The following is a 16,452-nucleotide window of genomic DNA, read 5'->3' on the forward strand; positions in this document are numbered from 1 at the left end:
ATTTCCTGCCACAGCCCCGGCTCTTGAACCCCCGGGCCTGGCTGGCACAGACCCTCTTTGAAGGAGGCTTCCGTGCAGCGAAGAGAGCAACTATAGCATAGCAAAGCCCTGAAAAATCAAACCTTCCACTTTTCAAGCAACTTGTCGGGACTCAAGTTGTCATACGTCTCAAACGGCTGGTGGATCCAGGGGTTTGTGGGCAAGAACTCTACAGAGTAGTCCGGAGTGAAGTTCGACATGCCTTTGGTCCAGATGACCGCACTGCGCAATTCCGTAATGGGAGAGTAGCTGTTGCGGAGCATGTCTATGACCGCATGCAGCGTGTGGCCTGAGTCTGCCAAGTCATCCACCAACAGCACACGACCGGCAATTTCGCCTTTGGGCGTCGTGATGAAACGAGCGATATCCAAATGGCCTTGCACTGTGCCCGCTTCAGCCCGGTAAGAACTGGTGGACATGATGGCCAAAGGCTTGTCAAAGATGCGGCTCAACATGTCTCCCGGACGCAAGCCGCCACGGGCCAAGCACAAAATTGTGTCGAACGCCCAACCGGACTGGTGCACCTTGAGCGCCAGCTTTTCTATGAGGTTGTGGTATTCGTCATAGCTTACGTACAGGTGCCTGCCATCTTCTGTCAACATTCTTAACTCCTAATTTAATAGCTATTTGCGCCCAATGGAAAAGGCTTTGAGGCCTATTTGGCACTTATTCAGGCAGATAGGGGTGCTGCATCATGATGGTGTGATCACGGTCGGGGCTGGTGGAGATCATGGCCACCGGCACGCCAGTGACATGCTCAATGCGCTGCAGGTACAGGCGAGCATTGACAGGGAGCTCGTCATACTGGGTTACGCCCACCGTGGAGTCGCTCCAACCCGCCATGGTTTCGTACACGGGCTTGCAGCGCGCGATGTCGTCTGCTCCCATGGGCAGCAGGTCAATGTGCTGGCCGTCGAGTTCATAGCCTGTGCAAAGCTTCAATTCTTTCAAGCCGTCCAGAACGTCCAGCTTGGTGATACACAACCCAGTCAGGCCATTCACCTGGGCGCTGCGCTTGAGCAATGCCGCATCGAACCAGCCACAACGCCGGCTGCGCCCGGTTGTGACGCCCTTCTCCGCGCCTACAGTGCTCATGTGGTACCCAGGCGTGCCCGGCACATCCCAGTCCAGCTCGGTCGGGAAAGGGCCGCCGCCCACTCGGGTGCAGTAGGCCTTGGTGATGCCCAGGATGTAATGCAGCATGCCCGGTCCGACTCCGGCGCCTGCGGCCGCATTGCCCGCCACGCAGTTGCTGGAGGTCACATAGGGATAGGTGCCATGGTCCACATCCAACAAGGTGCCTTGCGCGCCTTCGAACAACAGATTCGCCCCATGCTGGTGGGCCTCGTTCAATTCGCGCGACACGTCGGCCATCATGGGTTTGAGCAATTCGGCGTGGCGCATGGCCTCTTCATAGACGGGTTCGAATTGCACCTGGCCATCGCGAAGGTACTGCGCCAGCCCAGGGCCAAAATCAAACCGCTTGGAGTCCAGGAAGGTACTCAAAACATGGTTGTGGAGTGCCAGCAACTCACGCAGCTTTTGCGCAAAACGCTCCGGGTGTTTCATATCCTGCACGCGCAGGGCGCGGCGGGCGATCTTGTCTTCATAGGCAGGGCCGATACCCCGGCCGGTGGTGCCAATTTTTTCGCTGCCGCCTTGTTCACGTGCAGCTTCGCGCGCGACGTCCAGCGCAGCATGGAACGGCAGGATCAGGGGGCAGGCCTCGCTGATGCGCAAGCGTGATCGCACTTCGACGCCGGCCTTTTCAAGGCCTTCGATTTCTTCGAACAACTTGGCGGCCGACAGCACCACGCCGTTGCCGATGTAGCACTTCACGCCCGCGCGCATGATGCCGCTGGGAATGAGGTGCAAAGCGGTCTTGACGCCATTGATGACCAGCGTGTGGCCGGCATTGTGTCCACCCTGGAAACGCACGACGCCCTGAGCACTCTCGGTCAGCCAATCCACCAGCTTGCCCTTGCCTTCGTCACCCCACTGAGTGCCGACCACGACCACATTACGACCTTTGGTAGTTTTCATCTCAAACCCAATTCAATTATCAAAAACGTCCAATGGCTTGCACCATCCAGCGCCCATCGGCATGCACAAGTTCGCGATCGCAGCAAAACTCATCCACCTCGCTGCCACGCCCGGGCATCGAACACACCACCGTCTCGCCCTGGCTGCGCAAGGCAGCGATGGCGACACGCAGATCTTTGGCCTCGTCCCACGGCGCACGAATCGCGGCCTTGAGCGCCCGTGCCGGCACGGCGCCCACCAGTTGCTTGAGGTCCAGGCTGAACCCTGCTGCCGGCCGGTTGCGGCCAAACACAGCACCCACTTCGTCGTAGCGTCCGCCCCGCACCAGCGCATCGCCGGCAGTCTCGGAATAGATAGCGAAGCGCACGCCGCTGTAGTAGGCGTAGCCCCGGAGGTCCGCCAAGTCGAAACTCACGCGCGTGCCCTCAAGGCGCGCCGCAAGCCACTTCAAATTTGATAGCGATTCACGCACAGCAGGCGTGCGTTTGAGTGCCTTTTCAGCCTCAATCAACACAGACTCATCACCGTACAGCTGCAGGAGTGCTTGCAAGCCTTCGCGCGACGGCGCAGGAAAATTTCGGGTCAACTGGGCCAATTCGCTCGCGTCCTTGGAAGCCAGTGCGGCGTACACATCGCGCAGCACATTCGCGTCCACAGGGACTCCTGCCAAAAGGCTGCGAACGATGCGGACATCCGCCAAGTCCACACTGGTGTGGCACACCCCAGCCACGCGCAGGCAAGCCAATGCCAATTCGAGGGCTTCGAGGTCCGCTTCCAACCCGGCGTGGCCATAGATTTCGGCACCAAACTGCAAGGGCTCGCGCGTGGCATGGGGCCGATCAGGCCAGGTGTGCAGAACCGGGCCGCAGTAACACAGGCGTGCCGTTCCCTGGCGATTGAGGAGATGGGCATCGATGCGCGCCACCTGCTGCGTGGTGTCCGCGCGCAAGCCCATCATGCGACCAGAGATCTGATCGACAAGCTTGAAGGTTTGCAGATCGAGCGCCTCACCCGAGCCAGTGAGCAGCGATTCCAGATGCTCAAGCAGCGGCGGCATCACCAACTCGTACCCATAACGGCATGCAGTGTCGAGCAGCCCGCGGCGTAATTCTTCGATGTGCCGGGCCTCGGAGGGCAGGACATCGGCAATGTGATCCGGTAGGACCCAAGCAGACATGGAAAGAAGGAGGGCTGTTAAAAACGTGATTCTACCGGCAGGGACTTTCGCCCTGGCCAAGACAGGCCATGCACCTTGGCATAGGCGCGGCACCCGCGTCAGCGCAGCATGAAGACAGCCGCGCCAGACACGATGCAAAGAAGGGCAAAAAAGCGGATCTGGCCGTCACGCAACTGCATGAGTTGTGTGAGCAACCGGCGCCACCCCGCAGGAAAGAGGAAAGGCAAAAGCCCTTCCATCACCAGGATCAGCGCCACGGCGGTCCAGACGCAATCGCTCCACTCCATGGCGTGGACAGAGTGGAGCGTACAGACGCAGACTTATTTGCGCGCAGCCGCAGGTGCGGGGGGCGCAGCGCCTCGGAATGCCTTGAAGAACTCGGACGATGCAGGATCCAGCACCATGACATCGGCCTTCTTGTTGAAACTGGCCTTATAGGCATCCAGGCTGCGGTAGAACTGCGCAAACTGCGGGTCCCGGCCGAAAGCCTCGGCATACACGCGCGCTGCTTCGGCATCGCCCTCACCCTTGACCTTCTGCGCGTCGCGGTAGGCATTGGCAATGGTGATCTCGCGCTGGCGATCGGCATCAGCGCGGATTTTCTCCCCTTCTGCCGCACCCGTTGAACGCAACTCATTGGCCACACGTTTGCGCTCAGCTTCCATGCGCCGGTACACCGACTCCGTGATGGCTTCCACATAGTCGACACGCGTGATGCGCACGTCGACCACATCCACCCCCCAGGGTTTGGCGCCGCGCACCGACTCCAGCACCTCGCGCTTCACGTCGGCCATCAGGGCCTCGCGCTTGACCGACAGCAGCTCCTTGACCGTGCGCTTGTTGATTTCCTCCTGAAATGCATTGCGCACCACGCGATTGAGCTGCAATGCGCCAGCGTTCTCATCCAAGCCCACATTTCGGATGTACTCCGAAGGCTCACTGATGCGCCAGCGCACATACCAGTCGATCACCACCCGCTGCTTTTCGGCCGTGAGCATGGGCTCCGTGTCCGTGCTGTCGAGTGTGAGCAGACGCTTGTCAATGTACGAGACGTTCTGGAACGGTGGTGGCAGCTTGAAGTTCAAACCAGGCTCCGTGATCACCTCTTTGATCTGACCCAGCGCATAGAGAACACCGAACTGGCGCTGGTCCACTACAAAGAGCATGGAACTCATCAGTGCCAGCACGACGAGAATAGAAGATGCAATAAATCCAACCCTGTTCACGTGCTTCTCCTAGCGGCTCTCGCGCTCACGGGAACGACTGGTGTCGCGCGCCCGGGCGTCGTTCGAAAATGTGGATGGCGGTGCTGCGGGAGCGCCGGCAGACCCAGCGCCTGTACTTGCCCCGTCGCCCGCGCCCGCAGCGGGCTGCTGCGCAACGGTCTGCATGATTTTGTCGAGCGGCAGATACAAAAGGTTGGAGCCCTGGCGAGAGTCCACCAAGACCTTGGTCACGTTGCTGTAGATCTGCTGCATGGACTCCAAGTACATGCGGTCGCGGGTCACCTGAGGGGCCTTTTGGTACTCTGTCAACACTGAGCTGAAACGCTGAGCATCACCTTGCGCCTGTGCCACGATACGGGCTTTGTACGCCTCCGCCTCTTCCTTGATGCGCGATGCAGAGCCCACAGCACGTGGCACGACATCATTGGCATAGGCCTGGGCCTCGTTCTTGGCGCGCTCGCGCTCCTGACCGGCCTTGAGCACGTCGTCAAAAGCTGCTTGCACCTGCTCAGGGGGGCGCACACCGCCCTGCTGCAAATTGATGCCCACCACTTCGACGCCGACCTTGTAGCGGTCCAGAATCGTCTGCATCAGCGTGCGCACACGCGGCGCGATCTGGTCGCGCTCCTCCGCAAGGGCGGTGTCCATGCGCATCTTTCCCACCACTTCGCGCACCGCCGTTTCGGCTGCCTGGACCACGGCATCCGCGGGGTTTTTGCTCTCGAACAACCATGCACGGGCATCGTTGAGCCGGTACTGGACCGCGAATTTGATCTCAACGATATTTTCGTCTTCCGTCAACATCGCGGACTCGCGCAGTCCCGTGGACTTGATCACAGAGTCACGCCCTACATCCGCAGAGCGGATCTGCGTCACAAATACCAATTCATGGCGCTGTATGGGATAAGGAAGACGCCAGTTAAAACCGGCACCTACCGTGGATTTGTATTTGCCAAACTGGGTGATGACGGCCTGCTGTCCTTCCTGGACGATGAAAAAACCGGTGCCAAGCCAAATGAGGACGGCAATGCCCGCAATCACGCCAACACCCATGCCTGCATTTTTCATGTCCGGCTGAAAGCCACCGCCACTGGAAGGACCTCGACCGCCACCGTTACCGCCTCCGAACAGGCCCGAAAGCTTGCGGTTGAGGTCGCGCCAAAGCTCGTCCAAATCCGGCGGCTGGTTACCAGAAGGCCTGGAGTCGCGCGGACGATCCGCCTGTGGCGGTTGCGCCGGCCGCTCCTGTTCAGGGCGGCCGTCTTCGCCTGCACGGTCATCGCTGCCCCGCCCCCACCGTGGATCGTTCAGGTTAAACGCCCCTCGAATTCGGGCTGGCAGCAGGGCCCAACGGCGAACGCTAAATGGTTGATTCATGCGCAAAATCTCGGATTCTCTGAAGACATCAAACGACGCGGCATTGTGCCCAATCACACTCTGCCCGGAGGCAATTCAGCAGCAGCACCCAAGGCCATGTCCGACGACTTGGCCGCCAGCACGGTCGCAGCCAGCTGCTGGCGCAACTGTGGCAATCCACTGCCACTGCTGGCGCTGACAAACAGGCGTGGCACCTGGCGCCCGTCCACGTCGTAGCTGTCCTGCAATGCCTCTGGATGCTGGGAAGCCTCCACCATGTCCAGTTTATTGAACACCAAAATCTGGGGAATATTGGCTGCACCAATATCGGACAATACGCGCTGGACCTGGGCCATCTGCTCTGGAAAATGGGGATTGGAGGCATCCACCACATGCAACAGCAGGTCTGCATCCACGGCCTCTTGCAACGTCGCCTGGAATGCATCCACAAGACCGTGCGGCAGGTCTCGGATAAAGCCGACGGTATCCGACAAAGACACCGAGCGCCCCGCCTCCCCAAGATACAGCTGCCGCGTCGTCGTATCGAGCGTAGCAAAAAGCTGGTCGGCCGCGTAGGCTCGCGCCTTGACCAGCGCATTGAACAACGTGGACTTGCCGGCGTTGGTGTAACCCACCAACGAAATGTTGAACGTGTCTTGGCGCTCTCGCTGGCGGCGTTGCGTGGAACGCTGGCGCTTGACTTTCTCCAAGCGCTCGCGTGTACGCTTGATCGCTTCGCCAATCATGCGGCGGTCGAGCTCGATCTGCGTTTCTCCCGGACCTCCCCGCGCACCGATGCCGCCACGCTGGCGCTCCAAATGCGACCAGCGCCGCACCAACCGGGTGCTGAGGTACTGCAGGCGCGCCAACTCCACCTGCAGCTTTCCCTCGTGGCTGCGGGCACGTTGGGCGAAAATTTCCAGAATTAAGAGCGTCCTGTCATTGACGGGCAACTCCAAATGGCGCTCGAGGTTTCGTTGCTGTGCAGGGCTCAAGGACTGATCGAACAACACCTCTAAAGCGCCATGCATTTGCGCCAGGGTACGCAATTCATCGGCCTTGCCACTGCCCACGAACAAGGCCGCATCAGGCGTCTTGCGCTTGCAGGTTAACCGCGCCACAGGCTTCATACCTGCAGTTTCGGCGAGCAGGCCCAACTCTTCCAACTCCGCATCGAAATGCGGAAAGCCAAAGTCCACCCCGACGAGCAACACCGGCGTCAAAGAGCGATCATGCATAGAAAGCACACCCGCCTGGCCGAATTCGGCGCATATCCGCAAGGTCTGCTGCCCCGACGGGCATCACCAAATACGCGTTCAGGCCCCACCGCCTTCGACTTCTGGAGTTTCCGCTGTGGAAAAACTCACAGCGCGACCCGGAACAATGGTGGAAATGGCATGCTTGTACACCATCTGGGTCACGGTATTGCGCAGCAACACCACATACTGGTCAAATGACTCGATCTGCCCCTGCAGCTTGATGCCATTGACAAGATAAATCGAGACCGGCACATGCTCGCGGCGCAAAGCGTTGAGAAATGGATCTTGCAAAAGCTGGCCTTTGTTGCTCACGATATTCTCCGTGTTCAAAATATTGTTGTAAAACGGCACCTTACCACAGTGACAGTCTCCCCACAGAGCGGTGCCAGATTTCTCCGGCCTCTGTCGGCGAGGACGGCGTAGTTCAACTGTCGCTCTTGTCCGCAAACGGGTTGTGCGAGGTTTTCATTTCGATGCGCAGAGGCGTGCCAACCAGCCCGAACTCCTTGCGAAAACGCCCCTCAAGAAAACGCTTGTACGCATCGGTCACATGTTCAAGCGAATTCCCATGGATCACAATCACAGGCGGATTCATTCCACCCTGGTGTGCATAGCGCAGCTTGGGCCGGAACATGCCCGCGCGTTTGGGGCTTTGGAACTGAACAGCCTCCAGAAGCAAACGCGTCAACACAGGCGTGGACATCTTGCACATGGCCGCCTTGTGCGCTTGTGCAATTGCCGTCCACAGCGGCCCAAGGCCTTGGCGCTTCTGAGCAGAGATGAAATGCAGCGCGGCAAATTTCAGAAAAGGCAGACGGGTCTCGATAGAGCGCTCCAGCATTTGCCGTTCGTAGTCGTCCACCGCGTCCCATTTGTTGACGGCCACCACCACGGCGCGCCCACTCTCCAAAATATAGCCGGCGATGTGCGCATCCTGGTCCGTAACACCTTGCGTCGCGTCTAAAAGCAGCAAAACCACGTTGGCAGATTCAATGGCCTGCAGTGTTTTCACCACGGAAAACTTCTCAATAGCCTCAAAAACCTTGCCTTTGCGACGCAAACCTGCGGTGTCAATCAATTCGAAACGTTGACCATTGCGCTCAAAAGGAACCGAAATAGCGTCTCGTGTCGTGCCAGGCAAGTCAAACGCCACTAGGCGTTCTTCGCCTAACCAGGTATTGATGAGCGTGGACTTGCCGACATTGGGACGCCCAGCGACCGCAAGCTTGATGACACTTTTATCGCTGCTATCGGACGCCTCTTCCAGATCGGACAAGTGCAACGGCTCGAGCGCCAACTCCACCAAATCTCGAATACCTTGGCCATGGGCTGCCGATACCGCATGGACCTCGCCCAATCCAAGCTCGTAAAACTCGGACAACTGCGCCCCCGCGAGCATGCCCTCTGCCTTGTTGGCGGCAAGAACGCATGGCTTTCCCAGACGCCGAAGGTACTTCGCAATGTCGTGGTCTTGCGCCGACAGACCTGCGCGAGCATCCAACACAAAAATGACCACATCCGCTTCCGCAACGGCCTGCTGCGTTTGGCGGGCCATCTCGCGGTAGATACCGCTGGAGGCATCCGGTTCGAATCCACCGGTATCGATCACGATGTACTCGAGCTTCCCCTGCTTTCCATTGCCGTAGTGCCGATCCCGGGTCAAGCCAGCGAAGTCTGCCACGATGGCATCCCTCGATTTGGTCAGGCGGTTAAAAAGCGTCGACTTACCGACGTTTGGGCGCCCCACCAAGGCGATAACTGGCTTCATTGCAAACTACTTTTCATCAATCCGGGCGAAAACCGTAAACACTTCCCTTGCGGGTCACTACTATCAGGGTGTCAGCCACTGCGACAGGCGTTGCAGCAATGCCGGACCCATCGGTCGACAGCCGATTCAGGGGCGTACCATCTTCCCGCGAAAGAAGATGCACCAGCCCCGTATCGTCACCGATTACCACAGAACGTCCCAACAACAGCGGCGCGGTGAGCTTGCGGTACTGCAGCCGCAGCGAGGACCATGCACGGCTACCATCCGCACGGCGCCATGAAGTCACCGTGCCGTCGCTTTCAACACCGTACAACGCAGCAGAATCCCCATCGAGGCCCTCTGAGCCATTGGACTTTTGCGTCCAGAGCACCGCAGCACGGTCCGTGTCCACACAGCCCACGGCGGCTTGGAAAGCCCGGGCGCAAACACTTTCACCGACGCGGCTGATTGGGGCAACGAGTTCTACCAGACGCTCAACATCGTTGGTACCACGCGGACTCGCCAACGGCGCTTCCCAGCGCACTGCGCCTGTATCCGGGCTGAGTCCGACCAATCGACCAGACAAGCCCGCCACCAAGGTGTCCTTGACCGCAATCAGGACACCTGGCTGGCGCAACACCAGTGGCTCACCGGGCCGCGCTTGGCTCCACAAACGCTGACCCGTCTGCGCATCAAACGCCATGACGGTGCGGTCGGCAGCCAACACAAAAACTCTTCCGCCGGCCACCAGGGGCGGCGTGTAAGTCTGCGCCGCCACGCGCTGGCGCCACTGCTCACGACCCTCGTCCAGCACCACAACGTCGTTGTTCCGGGACACCACAGCGGTCCACCGACCATCGCTGCCAATACCCGCAGCCAATGCTCCATCTATGTGGGTGCGCCAAACCTCTGCCCCCGTGCGCGCGTCGATCGCTACCAACGTCCCATCTGCGCCGGCCAGCGTGACTGTAGTCTCTTGCACGTGCGGCACTAATGGCGCTCCGGTGGCTGAGCCCAAATGCGCGCTCCATGCCTGGCGCACACCCAGCACAGGCACGTTGGGTCCCAGCTCTGCGGGTTGAGGCCTTGAAGCGCCTCCGCCCCACAAGGAGCATCCGGTCAAACCGGTGAGCAGCATCGTGAGCAGCAAACTCCGGCGCCATGCATGCCAGCCACGGTGGTGTCGCGCCATCATGCCCTCACCGCTCATTTGGCCGTCTCCGCTTTAGCCACCGACGCCACGGCCTGAGGCTGAATGCCCAAGGCATTGAGTTTCACCTCAACCAGGCGGCGATACTCGGACGCTTCACCAAACGATTTGTAGGCACGACTGTATTCGGCAATAGCCTCTTGCTTCTTGCCCTGCAAGACAAGAATATCTGCCTTTCGGTCTGCCTTCACAGCGTCAAATTCAGCAGGAAAAGAATTGGTCAACTGCTGGAGCGCCTCGTCGTAAGCCTTTTGCTCCACCAGCAGGCTTGCCATGCGCAAGCGAGCCAGAGCCTTGTATCCATCGTCGGAGGCACTGGCTGCGACCCACTCCAGCGCTGCCTTTGCGGCATCGCGCTGCCCCTTCTCGGCTTCCACCTTGGCAACCAATAGTCCAGCCTGGGCCGCTTGCATGGTGCGTGGATATTTCTCTCTGATATCGCCAAAAGCCTGCTCCAACCGCGGCTGGTCGCCGGCCCGCACAGCAACCTCTACCGCGTCGAACAGGGCTGCGGCCTGTGAGGCTTGGCGGTTCTGCCAGAACTGGTACCCGTTCCAAGCTGCGACCGCACCAAAGACAACCACCAACACGGAACTGATGAGAGTTCCCCAGGTGCTCCAAAAATGCTTGAGTTGATCAAGCTGTTCCTGCTCTTCAAGATCGAGATGATTTGCCATGGTTTCTGTTCGGGTTAACGGCTGGATTGTAGGGTGCCGGCCCAGGACGGCACTGCGTCGAGCGGGCACTCTGTCTGGCTGCCACTGCCATCGCGCAACGCCTTTACCGTCACACAACCGCGAGCCAGCTCATCAGGGCCAAAGATCAATGCGAAATGCGCACCGCTCGCATCGGCCTTCTTGAACTGTGACTTCATGCTCCCCATGCCATCGGCCGAGTTGGCCGGGCTGTGCATCTGCACGCGCACTCCACTGGCCCGAAGTTGCTGCAACACATGCATGGCGAACGGCAAGCCCGCCGCGTCCGGCAAAACGGCATAGGCATCTGGAGCAAGCGGCGGTAGCGCTGCCCCTTGCTCTTTAAGCAACTCCAAAACCCGCTCCACGCCCAACGCCCAGCCCACGGCTGGCGCCGGCTTGCCACCGATTTGTTCAATCAGGTAGTCATAGCGCCCACCGCCACAAATGGTGCCCTGGGAGCCCAACTGGTCGGTGACAAATTCGAATACCGTGAGGTTGTAATAATCCATGCCCCGCACCAGGCGCGGATTGAAACTCCAGGCGACACCATTGGCGTCCAATATGGCCTTGACCCGACCGAAGTGCTCAAGCGACTCCTGGCCCAAGAAATCAATCAGGCGCGGTGCTGACTCCACCACCGCCTGCATGGCGGGATTCTTGGTATCAAGAATGCGCAACGGGTTGCTGTGCAGGCGCCTGCGCGCTTCTTCATCCAGGATGTCAATGTGGGACTCAAGGTAGACGATCAACGCAGTCCGGTGGGCTCTGCGTTCGTCGGGCTGCCCCAGGCTGTTGAGCTCCAAGCGCACATTTTTAAGACCCAACTCGCGCCACAAGGCCGCGGCCAGAAGAATCAGCTCTGCATCGACCTCGGCCCCGGAAAACCCCAAGGCTTCTGCACCAATCTGGTGGAATTGCCGGTAACGGCCACGCTGTGGCCGCTCATGCCGAAACATAGGCCCCATGTAATAAAGCCGCTTGCCCCCTTCATAAAGCATCGAATGCTCGATCACGGCGCGCACCACTCCAGCCGTCGACTCGGGCCTCAGCGTGAGCTGCTCACCGTTGAGGCGATCTTCGAAGGAATACATTTCTTTCTCGACAATGTCCGTCACCTCTCCCAAGCCCCGGACAAACAAAGCGGTGGGTTCCACAATGGGCGTACGAAGGTTGCGGTATGCGTAGCGCTCCATCAAATCGCGCACCTTACCCTCCAGCCACTCCCAGCGTGCCGACTCGGGCGGCAGGATGTCGTTCATTCCTTTAACGGCGACCAGCTTTTCGGCTTTCAGCGCAAAATTTGCAGTTGCAGTGCTCACAGTGTTGGCTTCTTCTTTTGTTGGTGGATCAGGCACTGCGCATCTGCAACGCCTCTGTCATACAAGACCCGGGATCAGCGCAAATACGCTGCCCCTGCGGACCCAAAACGATTTTCAATATACCGTTCGACGAGTTCGTGGAACTCACTGGCGATATTGTCGCCGCGCAGCGTCACGGCCTTTTCACCATCAATGAACACCGGGGCCGCCGGCGCCTCTCCCGTTCCAGGAAGACTGATACCGATGTCCGCATGTTTGCTTTCGCCAGGGCCATTGACAATGCAACCCATCACGGCCACTTTGAGGTTCTCCACGCCAGGATAGCGAAGTTTCCAAACGGGCATCTGGGCACGCAAGAAGTCATCAATTTGCTTGGCCAGTTCCTGGAACGTTGTGCTGGATGTACGACCGCAGCCAGGACAGGCGGTCACGCTGGGCACGAACACGCGCAAGCCAAGCGCCTGCAATATTTCGGAGGCGATCACGACCTCTTGGGTTCGGGACTCGCCGGGCTGGGGCGTGAGCGACACACGGATCGTGTCGCCGATGCCTTCTTGCAGCAACACAGACATTGCAGCGGCCGAAGCCACCGTTCCTTTGGTGCCCATGCCTGCCTCGGTCAAACCCAAATGCAAAGCGTAATCACAGCGACGTGCCAGCTCCCGGTAAACCGAGATGAGGTCCTGCACGCCGCTGACCTTGCATGACAAAATGATCTGACCACCATCCAGTCCCATGCTTTCTGCGCGCCGGGCTGACTCCACCGCGGAGGTAATCAAGGCTTCGTACATGACCTGTCGGGCATCCCAGGGCTGCGCGCGCCGGCTGTTGATATCCATGAGCTGCGCCAACAACTCCTGGTCGAGGCTGCCCCAGTTCACGCCAATGCGCACCGGCTTTTCCCAGCGCATGGCGGCATCGATCATTTGCCCGAACTGCTTGTCGCGCTTATCACCCTTTCCCACATTGCCGGGATTGATGCGGTATTTGGACAAAGCCTCTGCACAAGCGGGATAGTCGGTGAGCAGCCGATGGCCGTTGTAATGAAAGTCTCCCACAAGAGGCACGTCCACACCCATGCGGTCCAGCTGCTCGCGCACATAGGGCACAGCTGCAGCGGCCTCCGGGGTGTTGACCGTGATCCGCACCATTTCGGAGCCCGCCAGCGCCAATTCCTTGACCTGGATCGCCGTACCAACGGCATCGACCGTGTCGGTATTGGTCATGGACTGCACGCGCACCGGAGCGTCTCCGCCCACCGTCACCGTGCGTGCGCCCCATACAACCCGCGCCTGGCGCGTGCGCCGAGGCAAGGGAGATGCCATCTGAATGGGAGCGCTTGCAGCGCCATTCATGTTGTTCACTCTGTCACCTCAAATCGGGCCACGTTTTCTCTGGCCAATGCAGCGACGTCCAGTGGAGCGCCCCGCACAAAGACCTCTGTCGCGTCTGCCCTGCCCACCACGACAGACAAAGGCAGCACAGACGACGACGCGGAGGCGCTTTCCCCCGACGCAAGTGTGCGCTGAAAAATGACCGCCCCTTTTGCGTCGCGCACCTGCACCCACGATTGGCCGCGTGCCCGAAATGCGAGCGTGTCAACAGGGACTGTCTGGCCCACGTCTCCAGGCGCAGAACTTGCAGCAAGACCGGTCACGGCTGGGGCAGGCGCAGGCTTCGGTACAGTTGCGTCCACACCAGCGGACAACTCCGACGCCCTACCTGCTTCCGGAACCATCGCAGCGGGCGGCGTAACGTCCACTGCAGAAAGGGGCGCTGGCGTCAAAGACGGCGATGCACCGGTTTCGGCGACCTGCGGAGCAGGCAATGGACTGATCACCTCGCTGCCGGACATTTCGACCCCCCGCGGGAAAAACACCAGCGCTATGGCTCCAAGCAAAAGCATCGCAACCGCCCAGCCCAGCGGGCGGGTAGCTTGGGCAGTCACAAAGCTGCGCCCTGATTTTTCCGAACCATCCTTGAAAGATGCGTTGAGCCCGACAGCACCGACAGCCAGTCGGGAAGCATCACCCTTGGGCATCAGCGCAAGAACCTCAGCAGGATCTAGCTTCAGCGCGCGGCACACAGTCGACGCCAGCGCACGCCTGAACACGGTATCGGGCAAAACAGTGCAGTCATCGGCCTCCAGCGCCTCCAATTTGCCGACCGGAACCTTCAAGGCGCCTGCCAGCACCGCAATGTGGACGCCAGCGGCCTCGCGGGCTTGCCGCAGCAATGCGCCAGGAGACGGTGATATCAAACCCGGATCACCGGACTCCTGCTCCAAGCCTTGCACCACAGAACACTCCTGTGTCTCACTCATTGAAGATGCCTCGCTCATGCAGTGACTGTTCACGAGAGTCGGGGAAACGCTTGTGCAATTGGCTGGCAAGCTGCTCGGAGGCGACCCTGTCGCCCAATGCGCGCTCCACCTTGATGCCCAGCCACAGGGACTCTGAATTGGCCATCTCGCTATTGTTCAAGCGCCGAATATAGAACTGCGCCTTGGCGGCCTCGCCGCGCTGCAACAACATATGGGCAAGGTTGTAGCCAACGATGGGGTTGCCGGCATCGAGCTCATAGGCGCGGACCAGGGTCTGTTCAGCCTGCGCGGCCTGCCCAGCCCTGGCTTGGCACAGGCCTTGTGCCATCAAGGTCTTGCCTTTGGCAGGGTAGGCAGGTTGGGACAGCACGCGCGCAAACTGCTGGTCCGCTTCGGCATATTTTTGCTGTAGGCACAGAAGCCATGCATAGTTGTGCAGAACGGAGGGATCGTTGGACCGCACGCCCAACGCACGCCGAAAACTGCCTTCAGCCTGTGCATACTCGTTCAGGCGCATGTAAATCAGGCCGCGCAGGTTGTATGCATCTGCATAGCCCGGATCGGTCGCAATTGCCTGCTTTATCTCATCCAGAGCGACCGTGGTCTGGCCGGATTCGAAATAATTGGCAGCCAGCTCCAACCGAATGCGCGCGCGACGGCGCGCTTCTGGCTCATCCGAAGGCGTCAAGAATTCCTGCCCTGAGGCGGAAGCGCCGGGCTGCGCTGAACATCCGGAAACGCCTGCGACGCCCACGATCAGTGCGCCACCCATACAAAGTCCCGCTACCCAAGGCCGCCACCGCGCCATGCTTGCCGCCATCTCAGACCTCCCTGTGTGAATCCACCGTTTTATTGGCCGGTGCCAACATGATGGTGCGGCGCTTGGCCATGCGCTCAGTCGCGCGAGTGCGGTCCTGTACCTCGCCTGCTAACTGTCCGCAGGCAGCATCGATGTCGTCACCCCGCGTTTTGCGTACTGTCGTCACGATCCCCGCATCGCTCAGCATCTTTGCGAATGCCGTTACGTGCTGCGGCGGCGAGCGATGCAAGCCTGACGCCGGAAAAGGATTGAAGGGGATCAGGTTGAACTTGCACCACACTCCTGTGCGCGCGTGCTTGCGTACCAGTTCAATCAACTGCACCGCATGTTCTGGCTGGTCGTTGACACCATCTAGCATGCAGTACTCAAAGGTAATGAAATCGCGCGGCGCATGCTCCAGGTAGCGATTGCAGGCATCGAGCAGTTCGTGCAGCGGATACTTGCGATTCAAAGGCACCAGGTTGTCGCGCAAGGCATCGTTGGGCGCATGCAAGGACACAGCCAATGCCACCGGGCAATCAAGTGCAAGGCGGTCCATGAAGGGGACGACGCCGGAAGTGGACACTGTCACCCGCCTGCGCGAGAGGCCATAGCCATGGTCGTCGAGCATCACGCGCAGCGCAGGCACCAGAGCGCCATAGTTCTGCAGCGGCTCACCCATGCCCATCATGACCACATTGGAGATCACTCGGTCGGTCGCTCCCAAACGGGCGCGCATCGAGTGCTCCGCAAACCACAGCTGCGCCAAAATCTCGCCCGTGGTCAAGTTGCGGCTGAAGCCCTGGTGGCCGGTGGAGCAAAACCTGCACCCTACCGCACACCCAGCTTGGGAGGACACACACAGCGTACCGCGGTCATCCTCGGGGATAAACACGGCTTCCACCGCATTGCCCGCTCCCACGTCAAACAGCCACTTGATCGTGCCGTCGGCAGAGCGGTGTTCGCTGAGAACAGGAAGGGCCTGCACCTGGGCGCAACCCACGAGTTTTTCACGCAACGATTTGGCCAAATCGCTCATCTGCGTGAAATCATGCGCGCCGCGCTGATGGATCCAGCGAAACAGCTGGGTTGCGCGAAAACGCTTTTCACCCAGCTGCTCACAAAAGGCAGCCAGGCCATCGAGGTCAAATTCTAAAAGATTGGTGGTCATGGCGTCCTACGGATGAGTCCGCTCCACCGGTGGTGCCCCCCGGCACACGGCAAGTCCGCTGCTGCGCGGAAGCCGGGCATGGGGA

16 protein-coding genes are annotated in these 16,452 nt (G+C 59.8%); all 16 read right to left on the bottom strand.

Annotated features, from left to right (window positions below; translation table 11 throughout):
- Positions 1 to 116 precede the first annotated feature (116 nt).
- Positions 117 to 641 (bottom strand): phosphoribosyltransferase, encoded by a 525-nt coding sequence (locus B2J86_RS16565; protein WP_169169750.1) that lies wholly within the window; start codon positions 639 to 641, stop codon positions 117 to 119.
- Positions 642 to 705: 64 nt separating this feature from the next.
- The gene (locus tag B2J86_RS16570; protein ID WP_169169751.1) at positions 706 to 2,082 is read right to left on the bottom strand and encodes an adenylosuccinate synthase; all 1,377 of its coding nucleotides are present in this window, start codon (positions 2,080 to 2,082) and stop codon (positions 706 to 708) included.
- A gap of 19 nt (positions 2,083 to 2,101) precedes the next feature.
- Entirely contained in the window at positions 2,102 to 3,259 is a 1,158-nt protein-coding gene (locus tag B2J86_RS16575; protein WP_169169752.1) for an ATP phosphoribosyltransferase regulatory subunit, read from the bottom strand.
- Positions 3,260 to 3,357: 98 nt separating this feature from the next.
- Entirely contained in the window at positions 3,358 to 3,546 is a 189-nt protein-coding gene (locus B2J86_RS16580; RefSeq protein ID WP_169169753.1) for a DUF2065 domain-containing protein, read from the bottom strand.
- Positions 3,547 to 3,579: 33 nt separating this feature from the next.
- Entirely contained in the window at positions 3,580 to 4,485 is a 906-nt protein-coding gene (gene hflC / locus B2J86_RS16585) for a protease modulator HflC (protein ID WP_169169754.1), read from the bottom strand.
- Positions 4,486 to 4,494: 9 nt separating this feature from the next.
- Positions 4,495 to 5,862, bottom strand: a complete 1,368-nt coding sequence (gene hflK / locus B2J86_RS16590; RefSeq protein ID WP_169169755.1) for an FtsH protease activity modulator HflK — start codon at positions 5,860 to 5,862, stop codon at positions 4,495 to 4,497.
- Between the two features lie 53 nt (positions 5,863 to 5,915).
- Positions 5,916 to 7,079 carry a GTPase HflX gene (gene hflX, locus B2J86_RS16595; RefSeq protein ID WP_169169756.1) on the bottom strand — a complete coding sequence of 388 codons (1,164 nt, stop codon included), beginning with the start codon at positions 7,077 to 7,079 and terminating at the stop codon, positions 5,916 to 5,918.
- Positions 7,080 to 7,157: 78 nt separating this feature from the next.
- Entirely contained in the window at positions 7,158 to 7,412 is a 255-nt protein-coding gene (hfq, locus tag B2J86_RS16600; protein ID WP_371736591.1) for an RNA chaperone Hfq, read from the bottom strand.
- 112 nt (positions 7,413 to 7,524) lie between these two features.
- Positions 7,525 to 8,868 (bottom strand): ribosome biogenesis GTPase Der, encoded by a 1,344-nt coding sequence (gene der / locus B2J86_RS16605; protein ID WP_169169758.1) that lies wholly within the window; start codon positions 8,866 to 8,868, stop codon positions 7,525 to 7,527.
- 16 nt (positions 8,869 to 8,884) lie between these two features.
- Positions 8,885 to 10,039 (bottom strand): outer membrane protein assembly factor BamB, encoded by a 1,155-nt coding sequence (gene bamB / locus B2J86_RS16610; RefSeq protein ID WP_173026168.1) that lies wholly within the window; start codon positions 10,037 to 10,039, stop codon positions 8,885 to 8,887.
- A 14-nt stretch (positions 10,040 to 10,053) separates the two neighbouring features.
- On the bottom strand, positions 10,054 to 10,734 hold the full coding sequence (locus B2J86_RS16615; protein ID WP_169169759.1) for a tetratricopeptide repeat protein: 681 nt from the start codon (positions 10,732 to 10,734) through the stop codon (positions 10,054 to 10,056).
- Between the two features lie 14 nt (positions 10,735 to 10,748).
- Positions 10,749 to 12,014 carry a histidine--tRNA ligase gene (gene hisS, locus B2J86_RS16620; protein WP_169169775.1) on the bottom strand — a complete coding sequence of 422 codons (1,266 nt, stop codon included), beginning with the start codon at positions 12,012 to 12,014 and terminating at the stop codon, positions 10,749 to 10,751.
- A gap of 134 nt (positions 12,015 to 12,148) precedes the next feature.
- A complete protein-coding gene (gene ispG / locus B2J86_RS16625; protein WP_169169776.1) occupies positions 12,149 to 13,429 on the bottom strand; it encodes a flavodoxin-dependent (E)-4-hydroxy-3-methylbut-2-enyl-diphosphate synthase in 1,281 nt (426 codons plus the stop codon).
- Between the two features lie 5 nt (positions 13,430 to 13,434).
- A complete protein-coding gene (locus B2J86_RS16630) occupies positions 13,435 to 14,415 on the bottom strand; it encodes a helix-turn-helix domain-containing protein (RefSeq protein WP_206042584.1) in 981 nt (326 codons plus the stop codon).
- Positions 14,390 to 15,217 carry a type IV pilus biogenesis/stability protein PilW gene (gene pilW, locus B2J86_RS16635; protein ID WP_169169760.1) on the bottom strand — a complete coding sequence of 276 codons (828 nt, stop codon included), beginning with the start codon at positions 15,215 to 15,217 and terminating at the stop codon, positions 14,390 to 14,392. Before pilW ends, B2J86_RS16630 begins: the two co-directional genes overlap by 26 nt.
- Position 15,218: 1 nt before the next feature.
- Positions 15,219 to 16,367 carry a 23S rRNA (adenine(2503)-C(2))-methyltransferase RlmN gene (gene rlmN, locus B2J86_RS16640; RefSeq protein ID WP_169169761.1) on the bottom strand — a complete coding sequence of 383 codons (1,149 nt, stop codon included), beginning with the start codon at positions 16,365 to 16,367 and terminating at the stop codon, positions 15,219 to 15,221.
- Between the last annotated feature and the right edge of the window lie 85 nt (positions 16,368 to 16,452).

This window comes from Acidovorax sp. SRB_14, assembly GCF_012932145.1.
GTDB lineage: Bacteria > Pseudomonadota > Gammaproteobacteria > Burkholderiales > Burkholderiaceae_C > Simplicispira.

What these genes read in the sequence shown, in the direction of transcription:
- B2J86_RS16570 (WP_169169751.1), bottom strand. Translation starts at nt 2,082, where the DNA reads ATGAAAACTACCAAAGGTCGTAATGTGGTCGTGGTCGGCACTCAGTGG.
- hisS (WP_169169775.1), bottom strand. Translation starts at nt 12,014, where the DNA reads ATGAACGACATCCTGCCGCCCGAGTCGGCACGCTGGGAGTGGCTGGAG.
- B2J86_RS16565 (WP_169169750.1), bottom strand. Translation starts at nt 641, where the DNA reads ATGTTGACAGAAGATGGCAGGCACCTGTACGTAAGCTATGACGAATAC.
- hflK (WP_169169755.1), bottom strand. Translation starts at nt 5,862, where the DNA reads ATGAATCAACCATTTAGCGTTCGCCGTTGGGCCCTGCTGCCAGCCCGA.
- rlmN (WP_169169761.1), bottom strand. Translation starts at nt 16,367, where the DNA reads ATGACCACCAATCTTTTAGAATTTGACCTCGATGGCCTGGCTGCCTTT.
- B2J86_RS16615 (WP_169169759.1), bottom strand. Translation starts at nt 10,734, where the DNA reads ATGGCAAATCATCTCGATCTTGAAGAGCAGGAACAGCTTGATCAACTC.
- ispG (WP_169169776.1), bottom strand. Translation starts at nt 13,429, where the DNA reads ATGAATGGCGCTGCAAGCGCTCCCATTCAGATGGCATCTCCCTTGCCT.
- pilW (WP_169169760.1), bottom strand. Translation starts at nt 15,217, where the DNA reads ATGGCGGCAAGCATGGCGCGGTGGCGGCCTTGGGTAGCGGGACTTTGT.
- hflX (WP_169169756.1), bottom strand. Translation starts at nt 7,079, where the DNA reads ATGCATGATCGCTCTTTGACGCCGGTGTTGCTCGTCGGGGTGGACTTT.
- B2J86_RS16580 (WP_169169753.1), bottom strand. Translation starts at nt 3,546, where the DNA reads ATGGAGTGGAGCGATTGCGTCTGGACCGCCGTGGCGCTGATCCTGGTG.
- der (WP_169169758.1), bottom strand. Translation starts at nt 8,868, where the DNA reads ATGAAGCCAGTTATCGCCTTGGTGGGGCGCCCAAACGTCGGTAAGTCG.
- B2J86_RS16575 (WP_169169752.1), bottom strand. Translation starts at nt 3,259, where the DNA reads ATGTCTGCTTGGGTCCTACCGGATCACATTGCCGATGTCCTGCCCTCC.
- bamB (WP_173026168.1), bottom strand. Translation starts at nt 10,039, where the DNA reads ATGGCGCGACACCACCGTGGCTGGCATGCATGGCGCCGGAGTTTGCTG.
- B2J86_RS16630 (WP_206042584.1), bottom strand. Translation starts at nt 14,415, where the DNA reads ATGAGCGAGGCATCTTCAATGAGTGAGACACAGGAGTGTTCTGTGGTG.